Here is a 16,146-nt window from a genome sequence, read left to right on the forward strand (position 1 = left end):
GGTCATTTCCCTTTCCAAACCGGGTCACGCTTTTCGGCAAAGGCCCGGGCACCTTCTAGTTGGTCTTCTGAGTTATATAGCGTTTCGACAGTCGCAAACTGGCTTTTCGTAATGCGATTCATCGCGTCCTGAAACTTCATATCCTCGGCCTCGCGTACGACCTCTTTAAGTGCGGCGTAGACCAATGGTGGCCCGGACGCGATCAGCGCCGCCATCTCGCGCGCCTCATCCATCAATTGATCTGCTGGGACGACGCGGTTGATCATCCCCCAGCGCGCGGCTTCCTCCGCATCCACCCAACGTCCTGTCAGCAACATTTCCATCGCGATGTGATACGGGATGCGCTTGGGGAGTTTCACTGACGCCGCATCGGCCACAGTCCCCGACCGGATTTCCGGCAAGGCAAATGTTGCATGTTCCGCCGCCAACAAAATATCCCCTGAAAGCGCCAATTCCAGCCCGCCACCACAGCAAATGCCGTTGATTGCCATGATCACTGGCTTGTTCAGACGCGGCAGTTCTTGCAGGCCGCCAAAGCCCCCTACACCATAATCGCCATCCACCGCATCACCTTCGGCAGCGGCCTTGAGGTCCCACCCGGGGCAAAAGAACTTTTCACCGGCCCCGGTCACAATCGCGACCCGCAGTTCCGGGTCATCACGGAAACCGGCAAAAACGTCGCCCATAATCCGGCTGGTCGCCAAATCAATCGCATTGGCCTTGGGCCGGTCCAGCGTGACCTCCAGAATATGGCCGTCGCGTTTGGTTTTGATGGGGCCGTCAGTCATGGCGTTCTCCTGTCGTGATAAGGGCATCCGCGGCAACAGCCCAGCTCGGGCCACACATCAGCGGGTTGATTTCGATTTCAAAAGGCATTTCCGCCATGACATAGGATTGCACGGCAAGCACCGCGTCAATGATGGCGTTCTGATCCACGGGTGGGGCACCCCGATAGCCGTTCAGCATCGGCGCAATACGCAATCGCCCAAGTGCCTCGCGCAGATCATCCTTTTGCACGGGCAAGACCATATTGACGCTATCAGACATGATCTCGGTCAATATGCCGCCTGCCGCGATTGTCAGAACATAGCCATGTGCGGGGTCCAGCACGACACCGATCAGTAGTTCTAAGGTCGCCTCAGTCACCATCTGTTCCACCAGAAACCGGGTGGCGGGCATTGCATCGGCGGCAGATAGCAATGCGGCTTCATCGGTAATCCCAACAACTACTGCGCCAACTTCGGTCTTATGGGCGACCCCTTCGCCTTTCAGCACAACAGGATAGCTCAGTTGCTCCGCCGCTGCCGCCAGCCCCGCCTTGTCAAGCACCCGCGATGATTGCGGGACAACTAGCCCATGTACCGCCAAAGCCTGCTTTGCCTCCGCCTCAGACAAGACCGCAGGTGCGGCGATCTGCGGCATCACAAAGACATCGCAAGAGCCATGCCCAACGCGCGCGGCAACCCCGATTGCTTCAATCGCCTCGACCGCCCCGCAAAGCGGCAAGACACCCTGCGCTACCAGCCTTTGCGCAACCTCCTCTGGCATCGTCTCGACCAGTGAACTGAGAACGGCAATCGGTCGTCCCCTCTGCTCTTGCGCCTTTGTCACGGCGTTCAGCACTAATTGCCAATCAGGCGATGTGCAGCGATCAGGTCGCGGGAAATCCAGGATGACGACACCCAGCGCCACGGCGTCTGACATCATTGCAGCAAAGGTTGCGGTCATCGCTTCTTCGTTACCCCAGATGAATGTGTGGTAATCCAGCGGGTTCGACAGCGTCACGATAGGCCCAAGCACTTCGCGCAGGATGGTTTTTTGCTTTACAGACAACGGCGGAAAGGTAACCGCACTGCCATGCGCCATGTCACCAATCAGGCTTGCTTCTCCGCCAGAGCAGGACATAGACGCAATGTTGGCCGTCTTTAACGGCCCCACAACATGCAACAACTTGAGCGTTTCAAGGAAGGCTGACAGGGATGAAACCCGCCCGATCCCCAAGCGATCAAACAGGGCGCTGGCCCCGGCATCACTGCCCGCAAGCGAGGCTGTATGCGAAATCGCGGCCTGTTGGGCCTGTTCGGATTGGCCGGTTTTCAGTGCAACAATGGGCTTGCCCAAGTCGCGCGCCACCTTCGCCAGATCAACCAGCGCGCCCAGATCATCAATCCCCTCGATATAGAGGCCCAGTGCCGTCACCTTGGGATTGGCTAACAGCGTCTTGCCAATCTCGGACAGCCCGGTCTGCGCCTGATTGCCCACGGTGACAACATAGGCCAATGGCAGGCCGCGCGCCTGCATGGTCAGATTGATCGCGACGTTCGAGGATTGCGCGATGATCGCCACACCGCTGTCCGTCAGCAAACCGCCATGCTGATCGGGCCAAAGGGCGACGCCATCAAGGTAGTTCAGAAAGCCATAGCAGTTCGGCCCAATAATCGGCATGTCGCCCGCTGCCGCAAGCAAGGCCGCTTGCAACGCATCACCGTCAGACACCTCATGCACCGCCTCGCGGAAACCCGAGGCAAAGCAGATCGCGCCCCCGGCACCAATCCCAGAAAGGGTGCGAACGGCATCTATGGTGGCATGGCGGTTCACACCGACGAACACCGCGTCGGGTGCTGTGGGAAGATCGACGATAGAGCGATACGGGGTCTGCCCCGCAACATCATCCTTCGTCGGATGCACAACCCAAATATCGCCTGCGAAGCCGATCTTCTGGCACTGGCGGATCACGTCGCTTCCCCACGCGCCACCGCCGATCACAGCAATCGACCCCGGATTGAAAAGCCGAGCCAGCCTGTCCATCAGGCCCCCAAGGGGCGCAGCAACTCGCGGCTGATGATGTGGCGCTGAATTTCAGAGGTCCCGTCCCAAATGCGTTCAACACGGGCGTCGCGCCAGAACCGTTCAATTGGGAAATCACTCATCAGCCCCATGCCGCCATAGATTTGCAAGGTGGCGTCAGTGACGCGGGCCAACATCTCGGTTGCATAGACTTTTGCCGAAGCGATTTCGCGATTGGCCGACAGCCCTTGGTCCAACCGCCACGCAGCCGAAAGTGTCAGCATATCGGCTGCATCAATCTCAGTAATCATATCGGCGATCTGAAAACTGACACCCTGAAATTTGCCAATCGGCTGGCCAAACTGTTCGCGTTCGGCGGCATAGCTGAGGGCGTAGTCGAAACAGCGGCGCGCCCGGCCCACTGACATGGTCGCCACGGTAATCCGTGTCGCATAAAGCCATTCGTTCATGACGGCAAAACCGCCATCAACCTCGCCCAGCACTTGGGCGTCTGGCAGGCGGCAATTGTCGAAATCAAGGATGCAGTTCTTGTAGCCACGGTGACTGACCGAGGCATAGCCATCCCGCACCTCAAACCCCGGCGTGCCGCGATCCACAAGGAATGTGGTGATCCGCTTCTTGGGGCCGCGCGGGGTTTCATCAACGCCGGTCGCCACAAAGACAATGAAGAAATCAGCGTGATCCGCGCCAGAAATGAAGTGTTTGGAGCCATTGATCACCCAATCGCCCCCATCGCGCACGGCACTGCATTTCATGCCGCGCACATCCGAACCCGCGTCCGGTTCCGTCATGGCCAGCGCATCCATCCGTTCACCGCGCACGGCAGGCATCAGATAGCGTTCTTTTTGGTCGCCCTCACAGGCCATCAGGATGTTCTGGGGACGACCAAAGAAATGATTGAGTGCCATCGACCCACGACCCAACTCGCGCTCAACCAGTGCAAAATCGACGTGAGACAGACCCGCCGCCCCAACTTCCTGCGGGAAATTGCAAGCATAGAAACCTAAATCAATCGTCTTGCGCTTGATTTCATCCGCGATCTCCTGCGGGACCTCGCCCGTGCGCTCGACCAGGTCTTCATGCGGATAAATCTCATGCTCAACAAAGGACCGCACGGTGTCGACGATCATTTGCTGTTCTTCGGTCAAGCCAAGCTGCATGGTGGGCCTCGTTCGGGTATTGCGCCCGAAACCCTACGAAGCAGCTTTCAAAAAGTCATGCAGAATTGTGGGAGTGTCGAAGAAATCTATACCATGCCAAAAATTTGCCGTTTTCAAAGCAAATGCTAAGCTGGCGCGACATCAACCAAAGAGGCCAGCATGTTTGGCAATTGTTCTGAGACTGTCAGTATCCTCGAAGCCATTGTTTTTGGTGCTGACGACGCCTGTATCATGCTGAGCACGGAATCCATCCTGACGGCATTTGCAGCCTTCATGGCGCTGGTGGTGATCGCCCAGTTCATTGCGCGTAGGCTGTGGGCGAAATTGACCGGACCACGGGCGTCGACGCCCATCTTTGATGACGAAACGGTCGAAAATGCACCGCTCACGGACCATCCCTATCGTGACGATCCCAACTATCAAGACAGCGCGATCCGTCCTTCACGCCGCTAACCGGCGGGCCGCAAATTCCCGCCAATCGCCCTTGTCAACTGCGCGGCGGCGTCCATCACCGGCTGCGCAAGCAGCGCGATCCGCTCTTCGGTAATCCGTGACGTTGGTCCAGACACAGAAATTCCTGCAACGGCTTCACCAAACACGTTGAACACCGGGGCCGCGATGCAACGCATGCCGATATTGCGCTCTTCTGCGTCAATCGCGTAGCCGCGTGCTTTTGCTGCGTGCAAATCTGCGATCATTGCTTCTGGATCCGTCAGAGTGTGCGGCGTGAACTGCTCCAACTGCCCAGCCGCCAGCACCTGTCGTTGGCGGCGATCATCCATGCGGCACAGCAGCGCTTTGCCAATACCAGAGGAATGCATCGCCGACGCTGTTCCGGGCGGAAAGAACGCCCGGATCGTTGCATGCGTTTCCACCTGACCAAGAAACAAAACCTTACCGTCCCGCTCAATGCCAAGGTTTGCTGTCTCACCTGTGGCCTCCATCAACTCACGCATAATGGGACGGGCGCGTTCAACAAGCGACGTACGGCGCAGAAAATGCGATCCGGTGATAAAGGCCCCCGGGCCAATATTCCACTTTTGGCTTTGATCATCAAAATCAGCAAAACCATGACCCTGAAATGTCGTCAGGACCCGATAGACAGTAGCGGGCGATTGGCCCAAAGCACCCGCCACCTCGGATAAGGTTGCGCCCTGCATCTCGCCCAGTTGAACAAGCACTTCAAGCGCGCGATCCAGCGACTTGATGGTATTCTGCGTGCCTTTATCGTCCCACGCTTTTGGACGGCCGCGCCCTCTTTTGATGTCGTTTTCCATATCATTATTTTCGCTTTTGAAAATTCATTTCACTTTATGAAAAAAATAACTGCATGACAATAAACAAAAATTTCCGTGAATTTCGTTTTGAAAAATAATTTCAAAAAAATTGGCTTACGCTGGGTCGTCTGACAAAACAGGCTCAACCCAATGGAGGATTGGAAGATGAGTTTTCAGAACCCAGTATTTATTCCCGGCCCGACGAATATGCCCGAGGCTATTCGCAAGGCCTGCGACATGCCAACAATCGACCATCGGTCGCCATTGTTTGGGCAAATCCTGCATCCGGCTCGGGCTGGCGTTCAGGAAATCCTGAAATCTGAAACAGCCGAGATTTTTATCTTTCCCTCTACAGGAACAGGTGGCTGGGAAACGGCGCTGACGAACACGCTGTCGGCCGGTGATACAGTACTCGCGGCACGTAACGGTATGTTCAGCCACCGTTGGATCGACATGTGCCTGCGGCATGAACTCAACGTCAAAATTGTCGAAACGCCGTGGGGCCACGGTCTGCCCGCTGGTCAATATGCCGAAATCCTGATGGCCGACACCGAACACAAGATCAAAGTTGTACTGGCAACGCACAATGAAACGGCCACTGGCGTGAAATCTGATATCGCTGCCGTCCGTGCGGCATTGGACGCAGCCAATCACCCAGCCATGCTGTTTGTCGATGGCGTCAGCTCGATCGGTTCGATGGATTTTCGTTTTGATGAATGGGGCGTTGATGTTGCCGTCACGGGATCGCAGAAGGGCTTTATGCTGCCTGCTGGCCTTGCGATTGTTGGCTTCAGCCAAAAGGCGTTGGATGCCAGCAAGACGGCGCAATTGTCGCGCACATTCTTTGATATCACTGACATGACCAAAGGTTATGCTGCGAATGCCTATCCATACACGCCCGCAGTTGGCCTGATGAACGGCCTGCTGCTGGCAACAGAGACGCTTCTCAAAGAAGGGCTCGACAACGTCTTTACCCGCCACAATCGGATCGCATCGGGTGTGCGTGCTGCGGTTGGCGCATGGGGGTTGGAACTGTGCGCAGCATCCCCGGATGTCTACTCTGACACCGTCAGTGCGATCAAAACGCCCGAAGGTTTCAACGCGACCGACATCGTGACCCATGCGGCCGATAAATACGGCGTGGCTTTTGGTGTTGGTCTTGGCGAAGTCGCTGGCAAAGTGTTCCGTATCGGTCACTTGGGCAGCATGACAGATGTGATGGCGCTGTCGGGTATCGCAACAGCCGAAATGTGCATGGTTGACCTTGGGCTTGATATCAAACTTGGCTCAGGCGTTGCAGCAGCGCAAGAATACTACCGCGGTACGACTGGCGTCAGCCTGAAGGATGCAGCGTAATGAAAGATCACAGCGACATGTATATCCCCACCTATCAGGACGTCTGCGATGCGCATGTCCGGATCAAACCATACATTCACAAAACCCCGGTTCTGACATCGGAGTATCTGAACAACCTCACCGGAGCCGAACTGTTCTTTAAGTGTGAAAATTTTCAGAAGGCCGGTGCTTTTAAGGTCCGCGGCGCCTCAAATGCCGTATTTGGATTGTCAGACGAAGCCGCAAAGAACGGTGTCTGCACACATTCGTCAGGAAACCACGCTCTATCGCTGTCTTATGCAGCAGGCCGCAGGGGCATTCCCTGCAATGTCGTGATGCCGCGCACTGCGCCGCAAGCGAAGAAAGATGCGGTAAAAGGGTATGGCGGGATCATCACAGAATGCGAACCCTCAACAACGTCCCGTGAAGCAGTCTTTGCTGGTGTGCAGGCTGAAACAGGGGGGGACTTCGTACATCCTTATAATGACCCACGGGTTGTCGCGGGTCAGGGCACTTGCAGCAAAGAACTGATGGAACAGATGCAAGAAGAACACGGGGGCGACCTTGATATGGTGGTGGCACCCATTGGCGGCGGCGGGATGATTTCAGGCACTTGTCTGACTTTGTCCAACATCGCCCCAGACGTGCAGATTATCGCCGCCGAACCCGAGCAGGCCGATGATGCCTATCGCAGCTTCAAAGCGGGTCATATCATCGCAGATGATGCGCCTGTCACTGTAGCCGATGGTCTAAAAGTGCCGCTGAAAGACCTGACATGGCATTTTGTCAGCAACCATGTGTCCGAGATTTTCACAGCGACCGAGCAAGAAATCATCGATGCGATGAAGCTGACATGGCAACGCATGAAGATCGTGATGGAACCCAGCTGCGCCGTGCCGCTGGCGGTCATCATCAAGAACAAAGACTTTTTCAAAGGCAAACGCGTTGGTGTCATTGTCACCGGCGGCAACGTAGATCTCGACAAACTACCTTGGATGCAAGGTTAAGGGAGAAGAACCATGAATGATATGAGCAACCTCAAAAACCTCGAAGTCGGTTATGACGTACCGGCCCTGCCCGGCATGGACGAAGCGGATATCCAGACGCCCTGCCTGGTACTGGACCTGGATGCGCTGGAACGCAACATCAAGAAGATGGGCGACTTTGCCAAGTCGCATGGCATGCGCCACCGGGTGCATGGCAAGATGCATAAGTCGGTGGACGTAGCCCTGTTGCAGGAAAAGCTGGGCGGATCCGTTGGTGTGTGCTGCCAAAAGGTGTCCGAGGCCGAAGTCTTCGCGCGCGGCGGCATCAAGGATGTGCTGGTCTCCAACCAAGTGCGTCAGCCAGAAAAGATCGACCGTTTGGCGCGTCTGCCCAAGCTGGGCGCGCGCGCGATCTGCTGCGTGGACGACATCGACAATGTGGCGGACCTGTCTGCCGCTGCGATGAAGCATGGCACCCAGATCGAATGCCTCGTCGAAATCGACGTGGGTGCAGGCCGCTGTGGCGTGCAATATGGTCAGCCCGTTGTTGAACTGGCGAAAGCCATTGATGCCGCACCGGGCCTGAAATACGCAGGCATCCAGGCCTATCAAGGCGCCATGCAGCATCTTGATTCATATGAAGAGCGTCAGAGCAAGACCCAGATCGCGATTGATCAAGTGGCTGAAACGCTGGAGATGCTGAAGGCAGAGGGTATTGAGAGCGACATCGTCGGCGGTGGCGGCACTGGGTCTTACTACTTTGAAAGCGCCTCAGGTGTGTTCAACGAATTGCAGTGTGGGTCCTACGCCTTCATGGACGCCGATTACGGACGCATCCTCGACAAAGACGGCAACCGCATTGACCGGGGCGAGTGGGAAAATGCGCTGTTTATCCTGACATCCGTGATGAGCCACGCAAAGGCCGACAAAGCCATCGTAGACGCTGGTCTGAAAGCGCAATCAGTTGACAGTGGCCTGCCCACAATCTTTGGGCGCACCGACGTGGAATACGTCAAATGTTCCGACGAACACGGCGTTGTCGCTGACCCTGACGGTGTGTTGAAGGTTAATGACAAACTCAAGCTCGTACCCGGTCACTGTGACCCGACCTGCAACGTGCATGATTGGTACGTTGGCGTGCGCGACGGCAAAGTAGAAACGCTGTGGCCAGTATCGGCACGCGGCAAAGCCTACTGATCTTAGGACCCTCCGGGGGAAGTTTGATTGGACGAAGAAAGACAAAGGGTCGGTCGCAGGGCCGGCCCGAATTTTAAGGAAGACCAAGATGATTATCGTTCCCGAAAAAGAGATGGCAGGCCTACTGAACCGTGCTGATGCCTTTACCGCTGTAGAAAGCGTTTTTGCGTCAATGTCCAAAGGCGACGCATATAATTTTCCCGTAATCCGCGAGGCCATCAGCCACGAAGATGCGCTCTACGGCTTCAAAGGTGGGTTCGATAAGGCAGGGATGGCACTGGGCCTGAAGGCAGGTGGGTATTGGCCCAACAATCTTGAGAAACACGGGCACATCAATCACCAGTCAACCGTCTTTTTGTTCGACCCCGATACAGGCATGGTCAAGGCAATGGTGGGTGGCAACCTGTTGACGGCACTGCGGACCGCGGCGGCCTCTTCGGTTTCCATCAAGCACTTGGCACGCAAAAATGCGAGGGTCATGGGCATGGTGGGTGCGGGCCATCAGGCGACGTTCCAACTGCGTGCCGCCCTAGAACAACGTGACTTTGAGAAAGTCATTGGCTGGAATTACCACCCCGAAATGTTGCCCAATATCGAAAAGGTCGCGCAAGAGGCAGGCGTTCCTTTTGAGGCAGTAGAGCTTGACGGTATGGCCGAAGCTGACGTCGTGATCTCCATCACCTCCACCTTCGCCCCGACGATCATGGCAAGCCACATCGCCCCCGGCACGCATATCGCCTGCATGGGCACCGACACCAAGGGCAAGCAAGAGGTCGAGGCAGCCCTCTTGGCGAACGCCACCGTCTTTACCGACGAGGTCGCGCAATCCATCAGCATCGGTGAGGCGCAGCACGCGATCGCCGAAGGCCTGATCCAGCAAAGCGATGTGAATGAACTGGGTGCGGTCATCAACGGCACCCATCCGGGCCGGACTTCGGACGATGAAATCACCATCTTTGATGGCACGGGCGTGGGCCTGCAGGATTTGGCGGTTGCGTCTTCAGTCGTTGATCTGGCGGTTGAAAAAGGGATCGCAACAATCGTTGATTTCTAAACAGGCAAGCTGATCTCAAACGCGGCACCCGGCTGATCCAACAGCTGGATGTCAGCACCCTGCGCCCGCAACATCCGCTGCACAATCGGCAAGCCCATGCCTGTGCCACCTGCTGCGCGGCGCGTGGTAAAGAACGGATCAAATATGCGATCTCGATTGCCTGCGCTGATCCCCGGACCATTGTCGGCCACGATCAGCACATCACCCTCAAGATGAAACGCCACTTCCGTGGCACCATGGGCCAAAGCATTGCCCATCAAATGGGTCAGCACGACCTCCATGACCTGCAGGGGCAATTGCACAATACCATCCGCCGTCATTGTGGCGGCGGGATATCCACGCAAGGCTTCCGACAACAGGCAGGTGCCCGCAGGCACAACCTCTTGCGCGCGGGCCAAGGCGCGCTGACCGTCCAGCAACGCTTCCATCCGTTGCGTATTTTCGGTGATCCCCTGCAAGAGCTTGGCACGATCTGCATCTGCCAGGTCAGGGTTCTGTAACAGTTCAGCCGCACCTTGAATGCCTGTCAGCGGAGACTTTAGTTCATGCGTCACATGATCAGCATAGGTGCGCAAAACAGCCTCGCGCCCCCGCAAAACAGAAGTCATTTCCAGCAGCGCCCGCCCCAATTGGGAAAACTCAGGCGTGCCAAAATGCGTTGGCGGATCGGCCTCACCCTCTTGCCGCGCATAAGCGGTCAACGCGCGCACGGGGCGCAAGACCAGACGCCACAGTAACGCCCCCAAGATGCCAGTCGCCACAAAGGCCATCATCGCGATCATGCCCGAGGTTTCACGCCACCCCAGCACCCCACCTGCAACCCGGAAATAGGCAATACCAACCAGCGGCAAAAAGAAAACCGCTGCCAACGTGCCCCCTAGAACCAACGCCAGAGGGGGGCGCCATTTGGCCGTCACACGCCGCGGCATGCGCCCATCCTGATGCCAACACCGTGCACCGTTTCAATCGCGTCCGGACAACCCGCGCTGGCAAGCTTGCTGCGCAAATTACGCAAATGGCTGTCCATCGTCCGGTCACTTACGTTGATATTGGTGCCGTAAATCGCATCAACCAATTGCGGGCGTGACATGACGTGGTCAGGGCGTCCGATTAGACGTTCCAGCAGGTCCATCTCGCGCGAGGTCAGCGTGACAGTAGCGTCATTCACATGGCATTGATGTCGGGCAGGATCGACACTGATGATACCACGGCGCATCACCGCCTGTTCCGCGACCTCACCGTGGCTGCGTTTCAGGATCGCACGGACCCGTGCCACCAATTCACGTGGCGAGAACGGTTTGGAAACATAGTCGTCCGCGCCCAGTTCCAACCCTACAACCCGGTCAATCTCATCCGCTTGGGCGGTCAGAAAAAGAATCGGCACGTCAGAGGTTTTGCGCAACGCACGGCACACCTCTAACCCATCCATCTCTGGCATCCCTATGTCGAGGATGATCAAGTCTGGGCGCAGGCTCTCGGCCTTTTCCAGCGCCACGCGACCATCTTCCGCCTCGGCCACACCCAGCCCCGCTTGGGTCAATGCAATCCGCACGACATCGCGAATTTGGGCATCGTCATCAGCAACCAAGATCATTGTGCTTCCTCCAGTGCCGCCAAACTACGGCGCAGACGCGCATTGCGGTAGCCCCATTCGCGCCAATCGTCACGTTGCGACAAACGGGTTTCGCTATGAAAGCAAAGATGCTCGTTCGTGGTTTCCTGATAGGCGATGATCGCGGGAACGGCCCCTTCGCTCAAAAGGCAAAGATAACGGTCATTCTCACGATCATCGGCAAGATTATGGCGGGCGATATGCCCATCGATGTTCACCAGATTGCACAGATAGATCGCCAGGAGGCCCAGCCCAAAGGCGCGTTGCAAGAACCACCCAACGCTATGGCGGCCAACCATCTGCATGATGATCAGAACAAGTCCCAAAGCCACAACAATCATCCAGACAAAGGCCGCGACCCGCAATCGCGTCAGCCCGTAAACATCAACATAAAGATCCAGTCGCAGGATGGATGAAATCACCAAGATCACAGTTTGGGCAATCCACAGATAAAGCAACCGGCGCACGCCGGACCCAGTGCCCAGATAAGGCTGCGCCATCAAAGCAAACATGCCCGCCATCAATGCTGTCGCCAACAATGGATAGGCACCGCGATGCGCGTAGTTGGCGTAGGTCATACCTTGGGGCAAAGCGACACCGCCCCAAAGAATGCCGATATCCAGTGTCGTTTGAACCATGAAAATCACATTGAACGTCACAAGCGCGCGTCCCACTGACCGTTCGTTTAACAATCCAGAGCGACATCTGCCGATCACGCTCGGCTTGCGGCGTGTGAGCGACGGCATCATCTGCACAAGCCGCAGAAGCGGCCAAGCGATGAGGACCAAGACAACCCAGAAAACGACCCGCTCGGTTCTGGGCAGAAAGTCGAGATCAAAATCACCCAAGGCCAGAAACCAACGGTCGATTAGCGGGTTTGCGGCCATAAGCAGGATCAGAAAGATGCCACCAACACCCACAGGCAGAGCCCAGTCAAAGAGAACCTGACGGAAGCTTCCCTTGGACGGTGCCGCAACACGGATAGCCAAAGCATCGCGGACGGACTGGCCGATGCCATAGCCTGGCAAACGTACCACCGCGCGCCAGAGGGCTGCATCCTCCAAATGTTGCGTGGTGACCATGACGCCAAAGACATAAAGCCCCAGCAATGCCACCAACAGGGTGTTGATTTGCACAACCTCGACCAGTGGCAATACTGCCAGCAGCAAGACAGCAGAGGCCCGCACCAGACGCCCGGCCTCCAGCCGATGCAACACTGTCAGAGCAATCGCGCCACCCATCGCCAGCATCCAAACTGCGATGCCAAATCCCGGCCGCACGCCCCAGATCAAGAAATCCGCCAATATCAAGGCTGCAATCAAGACAGGCCACGCCCGCAACCCCCGCGGCGGCACCTCGTCATCCAACCACCACGCGTCCTTCGCAATCCGATGCGGAATTCCTCGCACAACCATAACTGTCCCTTTCTGTTCTTGTCAGAAAGGACCTACGGGGATGGCGTGCAAAGCCACCTGCGCAAACGTGCAGTTTTTATGCAGAAGGCTTAGATGGCGTCGCGAATAGCGCGAATATTCTCGCCGTAAGGGGCCGGATTAGTGACAGACCCACCACGGAACACGGCGGAGCCCGCGACCAGAACATCGGCCCCCGCAGCAGCCACCAAAGGTGCGGTCGTCGGATCAATCCCGCCATCGATCTCGATGTGAATGGGGCGGTCACCGATCATCTCGCGCAGCTGGCGCACCTTCTCAACCTGACTGCGGATGAATTTTTGGCCACCAAAACCGGGGTTCACAGTCATCACGCAAACCAGATCAACCATATCCAGCAGCATCTCAACCGACGACGCTGGCGTGCCGGGGTTCAGTGCGACACCTGCCTTGGCCCCCGCCCCGCGGATTGCCTGCAAAGTGCGGTGAATATGCGGTCCGGCCTCGACATGGGCGGTAATGATATCAGCGCCAGCCTCGGCGAAGCCTTCGATGTAGGGATCAACCGGCGTGATCATCAAATGAACGTCCATGACACCTTTGATATGTGGCCGGATCGCAGCACAGGTCGCAGGGCCAAAGGTGATGTTGGGCACAAAATGACCGTCCATGACATCCACATGGACCCAGTCAGCGCCTTGAGCCTCGACCGCCTCACACTCCAGCCCGAAGTTCGCGAAATCAGCGGACAGGATCGACGGGGCGATCTTGATGGAACGATCAAATGGCATGGGGCACCTCAGTTGCTGTTGTTCGCGCCATAGCATGATGTCGTCAGGGTCCGGAATACCCGCATTGCCTAAAATTCAGGCAGCGCGCACGCTGATTGGTATTTTAGTGAGGGTATTTTAATGAATTTTCTTATTATCTCAGTAACCATCTTGATCATCGGCGTTGGTGCAGCGCTCGCCTTTCAGGCACCCATCAACGCAGCTTTGGCCAACAGTATCGGAGATCCGGTCTGGGCTGCGGCCATATCATTCGGTGTCGGTTTCTTATTGCTGAGTGCCATTGCCATAAGTCGGGGGACCAGCCCCGGTTTGACCGAATTCCGTGCTATCCCGTGGTGGGCGCTGACGGGTGGCGCGCTTGGGGCAATTTGGGTACTAGCTGCGATTTGGTCAGTGCCGCGACTGGGGGTCGTCACCATGTTTTCCGCCATGATCCTTGGACAAATGATCGCTGCTCTTGCTATCGATTCTGCCGGCATGCTTGGGCTGGCCGCACGCGATATCAGCGCGACGCGGATCGCATCAGTCGGCTTTGTCGCTTTGGGCGTTGTTCTGTCATATAGATAGATTTGTGCTGCAACGCAGAAAAACATGTGCTAACGGAACCTATGGCACAGAAACTGTATCACAAAGATATCTTGCAAGCCGGCGCCCAGATCCATCTAACCCGCGCAACCTTGACTGCGGCACGTCCTAAATCTCTGCACGATCATGACTTTTTCGAACTGTTTTGGGTGCAAAACGGCAAAGTACGGCATCATTTGGCGGACCGGACGGATACGCTGGCAGAAGGTGATGTCGTGTTTTTGCGCCCCGGCCAGAAGCACGCTCTCCAAGGGCGCGGCGAACACGCGCTTGTCGTGTCGCTTTGTGTGCACCCGACGACGGTCAAGGCGCTCGCCAGAAGGCACCCAAGCGTCAATGGCCACCTTTTCTGGTCGCAAAACGGCCCGGTTCGGACCCAACGGGATATCCGGCAATTGGCGACACTGAATCATGCAGCGGTACAGCTGGAAAACAGCCTGTGTGACACATTGGCGGCCGAAGCATTTCTTCTCCCGCTTTGTGCAGATCTGACGGCTGACGCTTTTGCCAGTGACGTCCCCTTGTGGCTGGCCAAGGCATGCCGCGCGGCAAGGACGCCTGAGGTATTTCGTGAAGGCTCTGCCGGATTGGTCAAAATCGCAAACAAGGCGCACCCGCATGTCAGCCGCAGTATGCGCAAACATCTTGGACTGACGCCGTCAGATTACGTGAACCAAATTCGCATGCAGCACGCCGCCCGTGCCCTAACAACAGACAGTGAGCCGATCAGCGAAATTGCGGCGGACTGCGGTATCCCGAACATGTCCCATTTTCACAAGCTCTTTCGGCAGGCCTATGGACTTACACCGCTACAGTACCGTCAAAAGTTCCAAAGGCAGGTCGTGCAGCCGACTTAATATTTGATCATTCGGTCAAAACTTGCCAATAGAGGGTCAAAGTGCCACGCTTATCCGGCACCGCAGGAGGCCACCTTGCAGACCACCCAGACCCCAACACTTGCAACATCTCAGTTGCCGCAGATCCACGAACCACGCAACGACGGCGTCCCACTTGACCTTGATTGGGTCATGGCGGTGCAGGCGAATACCTCGGCCATCGAAAGGCGGGCAAAGACACTGCCCGGCAGGCGCAGTGTGAAGAAAGACTACCAAGCCGCATGGCTGTGCAAGGCTGTCAGCCTGATGGATCTGACCACGCTTTCAGGTGACGATAGCGAAGGCCGCGTGCGCAGGCTTTGCGCCAAAGCGCGCCAGCCCGTTGCCGAACCGATCCTTAATGCACTTGGCATGAAAGGCCTGACAACTGGGGCAATCTGCGTCTACCACGATATGGTGCCAACAGCGGTTGATGCCTTGCAAGGGACCAACATTCCGGTTGCGGCCGTCTCCACCGGCTTTCCCGCAGGTCTGTCACCCTTTCACTTGCGGATTGCTGAAATCGGCGAAAGCGTCGCCGCCGGTGCTGCGGAAATCGACATCGTGATCAGCCGCCGCCATGTGCTGACCGGCAACTGGCAAGCGCTCTATGACGAGATGAAAGAGATGCGGGCCGCCTGCGGCGATGCCCATGTCAAAGCGATCCTTGCCACAGGCGAGCTCGGCACGCTGCGCAACGTCGCGCGGGCCTCACTGGTCTGCATGATGGCGGGGGCGGATTTCATCAAAACCTCGACCGGCAAAGAACCCGTCAATGCGACCCTGCCCGTCACCCTGACCATGATCCGCGCAATCCGCGATTATCAGGACCGGACAGGGATCAAAGTCGGCTACAAACCCGCGGGCGGGATAAGCAAGACCAAGGACGCGCTGGTCTACCTGAGCATGATCAAAGACGAACTCGGCGACCGCTGGCTGCAACCCGACCTCTTTCGCTTTGGCGCGTCCAGCCTGCTGGGCGACATTGAGCGGCAACTCGAACATCACGTCACAGGGGCCTATTCGGCGTCTTGGCGGCACGCGATTGGATGAGCGATGAAACTGCTCCAAATAA

The 16,146-nt window shown here is 56.9% G+C and carries 16 protein-coding genes; 8 read left to right on the forward strand and 8 right to left on the reverse strand.

Annotated features, from left to right (window positions below):
* Window positions 1-2: 2 nt before the first annotated feature.
* From ACZ1G5_RS05300 to ACZ1G5_RS05310, 3 genes are read right to left on the reverse strand one after another with little or no spacing between them, the layout of a single operon-like run.
* On the reverse strand, window positions 3-788 hold the full coding sequence (locus ACZ1G5_RS05300) for a carnitinyl-CoA dehydratase (protein WP_472731854.1): 786 nt from the start codon (window positions 786-788) through the stop codon (window positions 3-5).
* Window positions 781-2,808, reverse strand: coding sequence for an acetate--CoA ligase family protein (locus ACZ1G5_RS05305; RefSeq protein ID WP_472731855.1), 2,028 nt, complete (start codon window positions 2,806-2,808; stop codon window positions 781-783). Before ACZ1G5_RS05305 ends, ACZ1G5_RS05300 begins: the two co-directional genes overlap by 8 nt.
* Entirely contained in the window at window positions 2,808-3,968 is a 1,161-nt protein-coding gene (locus ACZ1G5_RS05310) for an acyl-CoA dehydrogenase family protein (RefSeq protein WP_472731856.1), read from the reverse strand. Before ACZ1G5_RS05310 ends, ACZ1G5_RS05305 begins: the two co-directional genes overlap by 1 nt.
* A 159-nt stretch (window positions 3,969-4,127) precedes the next feature.
* Between ACZ1G5_RS05310 and ACZ1G5_RS05315 the strand changes: the two genes are divergently transcribed.
* The gene (locus tag ACZ1G5_RS05315) at window positions 4,128-4,421 is read left to right on the forward strand and encodes a hypothetical protein (protein ID WP_472731857.1); all 294 of its coding nucleotides are present in this window, start codon (window positions 4,128-4,130) and stop codon (window positions 4,419-4,421) included.
* Here ACZ1G5_RS05315 and bhcR read toward each other — a convergent pair.
* Window positions 4,418-5,245 (reverse strand): HTH-type transcriptional regulator BhcR, encoded by an 828-nt coding sequence (bhcR, locus tag ACZ1G5_RS05320; RefSeq protein WP_472731858.1) that lies wholly within the window; start codon window positions 5,243-5,245, stop codon window positions 4,418-4,420. The genes ACZ1G5_RS05315 and bhcR overlap by 4 nt on opposite strands.
* Window positions 5,246-5,410: 165 nt before the next feature.
* Here bhcR and bhcA point away from each other — a divergent pair, with 165 nt between their 5' ends.
* From bhcA to bhcD, 4 genes are all read left to right on the forward strand, one after another.
* On the forward strand, window positions 5,411-6,601 hold the full coding sequence (bhcA, locus tag ACZ1G5_RS05325) for an L-aspartate--glyoxylate aminotransferase BhcA (protein ID WP_472731859.1): 1,191 nt from the start codon (window positions 5,411-5,413) through the stop codon (window positions 6,599-6,601).
* Complete coding sequence (gene bhcB / locus ACZ1G5_RS05330; RefSeq protein WP_472731860.1) at window positions 6,601-7,587, forward strand: beta-hydroxyaspartate dehydratase BhcB; 987 nt, start codon at window positions 6,601-6,603, stop codon at window positions 7,585-7,587. The genes bhcA and bhcB overlap by 1 nt, the downstream gene beginning before the upstream one ends.
* A gap of 12 nt (window positions 7,588-7,599) precedes the next feature.
* Window positions 7,600-8,763 (forward strand): 3-hydroxy-D-aspartate aldolase BhcC, encoded by a 1,164-nt coding sequence (gene bhcC, locus ACZ1G5_RS05335; protein WP_472731861.1) that lies wholly within the window; start codon window positions 7,600-7,602, stop codon window positions 8,761-8,763.
* Between the two features lie 88 nt (window positions 8,764-8,851).
* Window positions 8,852-9,817 carry an iminosuccinate reductase BhcD gene (gene bhcD, locus ACZ1G5_RS05340; RefSeq protein WP_472731862.1) on the forward strand — a complete coding sequence of 322 codons (966 nt, stop codon included), beginning with the start codon at window positions 8,852-8,854 and terminating at the stop codon, window positions 9,815-9,817.
* On the opposite strand, the gene ACZ1G5_RS05345 is transcribed toward bhcD, so the two are convergent.
* From ACZ1G5_RS05345 to rpe, 4 genes are all read right to left on the reverse strand, one after another.
* Window positions 9,814-10,746: a sensor histidine kinase gene (locus ACZ1G5_RS05345; protein WP_472731863.1), complete on the reverse strand. Its 933-nt coding sequence runs from the start codon at window positions 10,744-10,746 to the stop codon at window positions 9,814-9,816. The two genes, bhcD and ACZ1G5_RS05345, sit on opposite strands and share 4 nt — an antisense overlap.
* Window positions 10,731-11,411 (reverse strand): response regulator transcription factor, encoded by a 681-nt coding sequence (locus ACZ1G5_RS05350; RefSeq protein WP_472731864.1) that lies wholly within the window; start codon window positions 11,409-11,411, stop codon window positions 10,731-10,733. Before ACZ1G5_RS05350 ends, ACZ1G5_RS05345 begins: the two co-directional genes overlap by 16 nt.
* A complete protein-coding gene (locus tag ACZ1G5_RS05355; protein ID WP_472731865.1) occupies window positions 11,408-12,844 on the reverse strand; it encodes a DUF4153 domain-containing protein in 1,437 nt (478 codons plus the stop codon). The genes ACZ1G5_RS05350 and ACZ1G5_RS05355 overlap by 4 nt, the downstream gene beginning before the upstream one ends.
* An 89-nt stretch (window positions 12,845-12,933) precedes the next feature.
* Window positions 12,934-13,611 carry a ribulose-phosphate 3-epimerase gene (rpe, locus tag ACZ1G5_RS05360; RefSeq protein ID WP_472731866.1) on the reverse strand — a complete coding sequence of 226 codons (678 nt, stop codon included), beginning with the start codon at window positions 13,609-13,611 and terminating at the stop codon, window positions 12,934-12,936.
* 120 nt (window positions 13,612-13,731) lie between these two features.
* Here rpe and ACZ1G5_RS05365 point away from each other — a divergent pair, with 120 nt between their 5' ends.
* From ACZ1G5_RS05365 to deoC, 3 genes are all read left to right on the forward strand, one after another.
* A complete protein-coding gene (locus ACZ1G5_RS05365) occupies window positions 13,732-14,178 on the forward strand; it encodes a DMT family transporter (protein ID WP_472731867.1) in 447 nt (148 codons plus the stop codon).
* A gap of 41 nt (window positions 14,179-14,219) precedes the next feature.
* A complete protein-coding gene (locus ACZ1G5_RS05370; protein WP_472731868.1) occupies window positions 14,220-15,053 on the forward strand; it encodes a helix-turn-helix transcriptional regulator in 834 nt (277 codons plus the stop codon).
* 171 nt (window positions 15,054-15,224) lie between these two features.
* Entirely contained in the window at window positions 15,225-16,124 is a 900-nt protein-coding gene (gene deoC, locus ACZ1G5_RS05375) for a deoxyribose-phosphate aldolase (protein ID WP_472734278.1), read from the forward strand.
* The last annotated feature ends 22 nt before the right edge of the window (window positions 16,125-16,146 follow it).

The organism is Yoonia sp. JB2-21 (genome assembly GCF_055693545.1).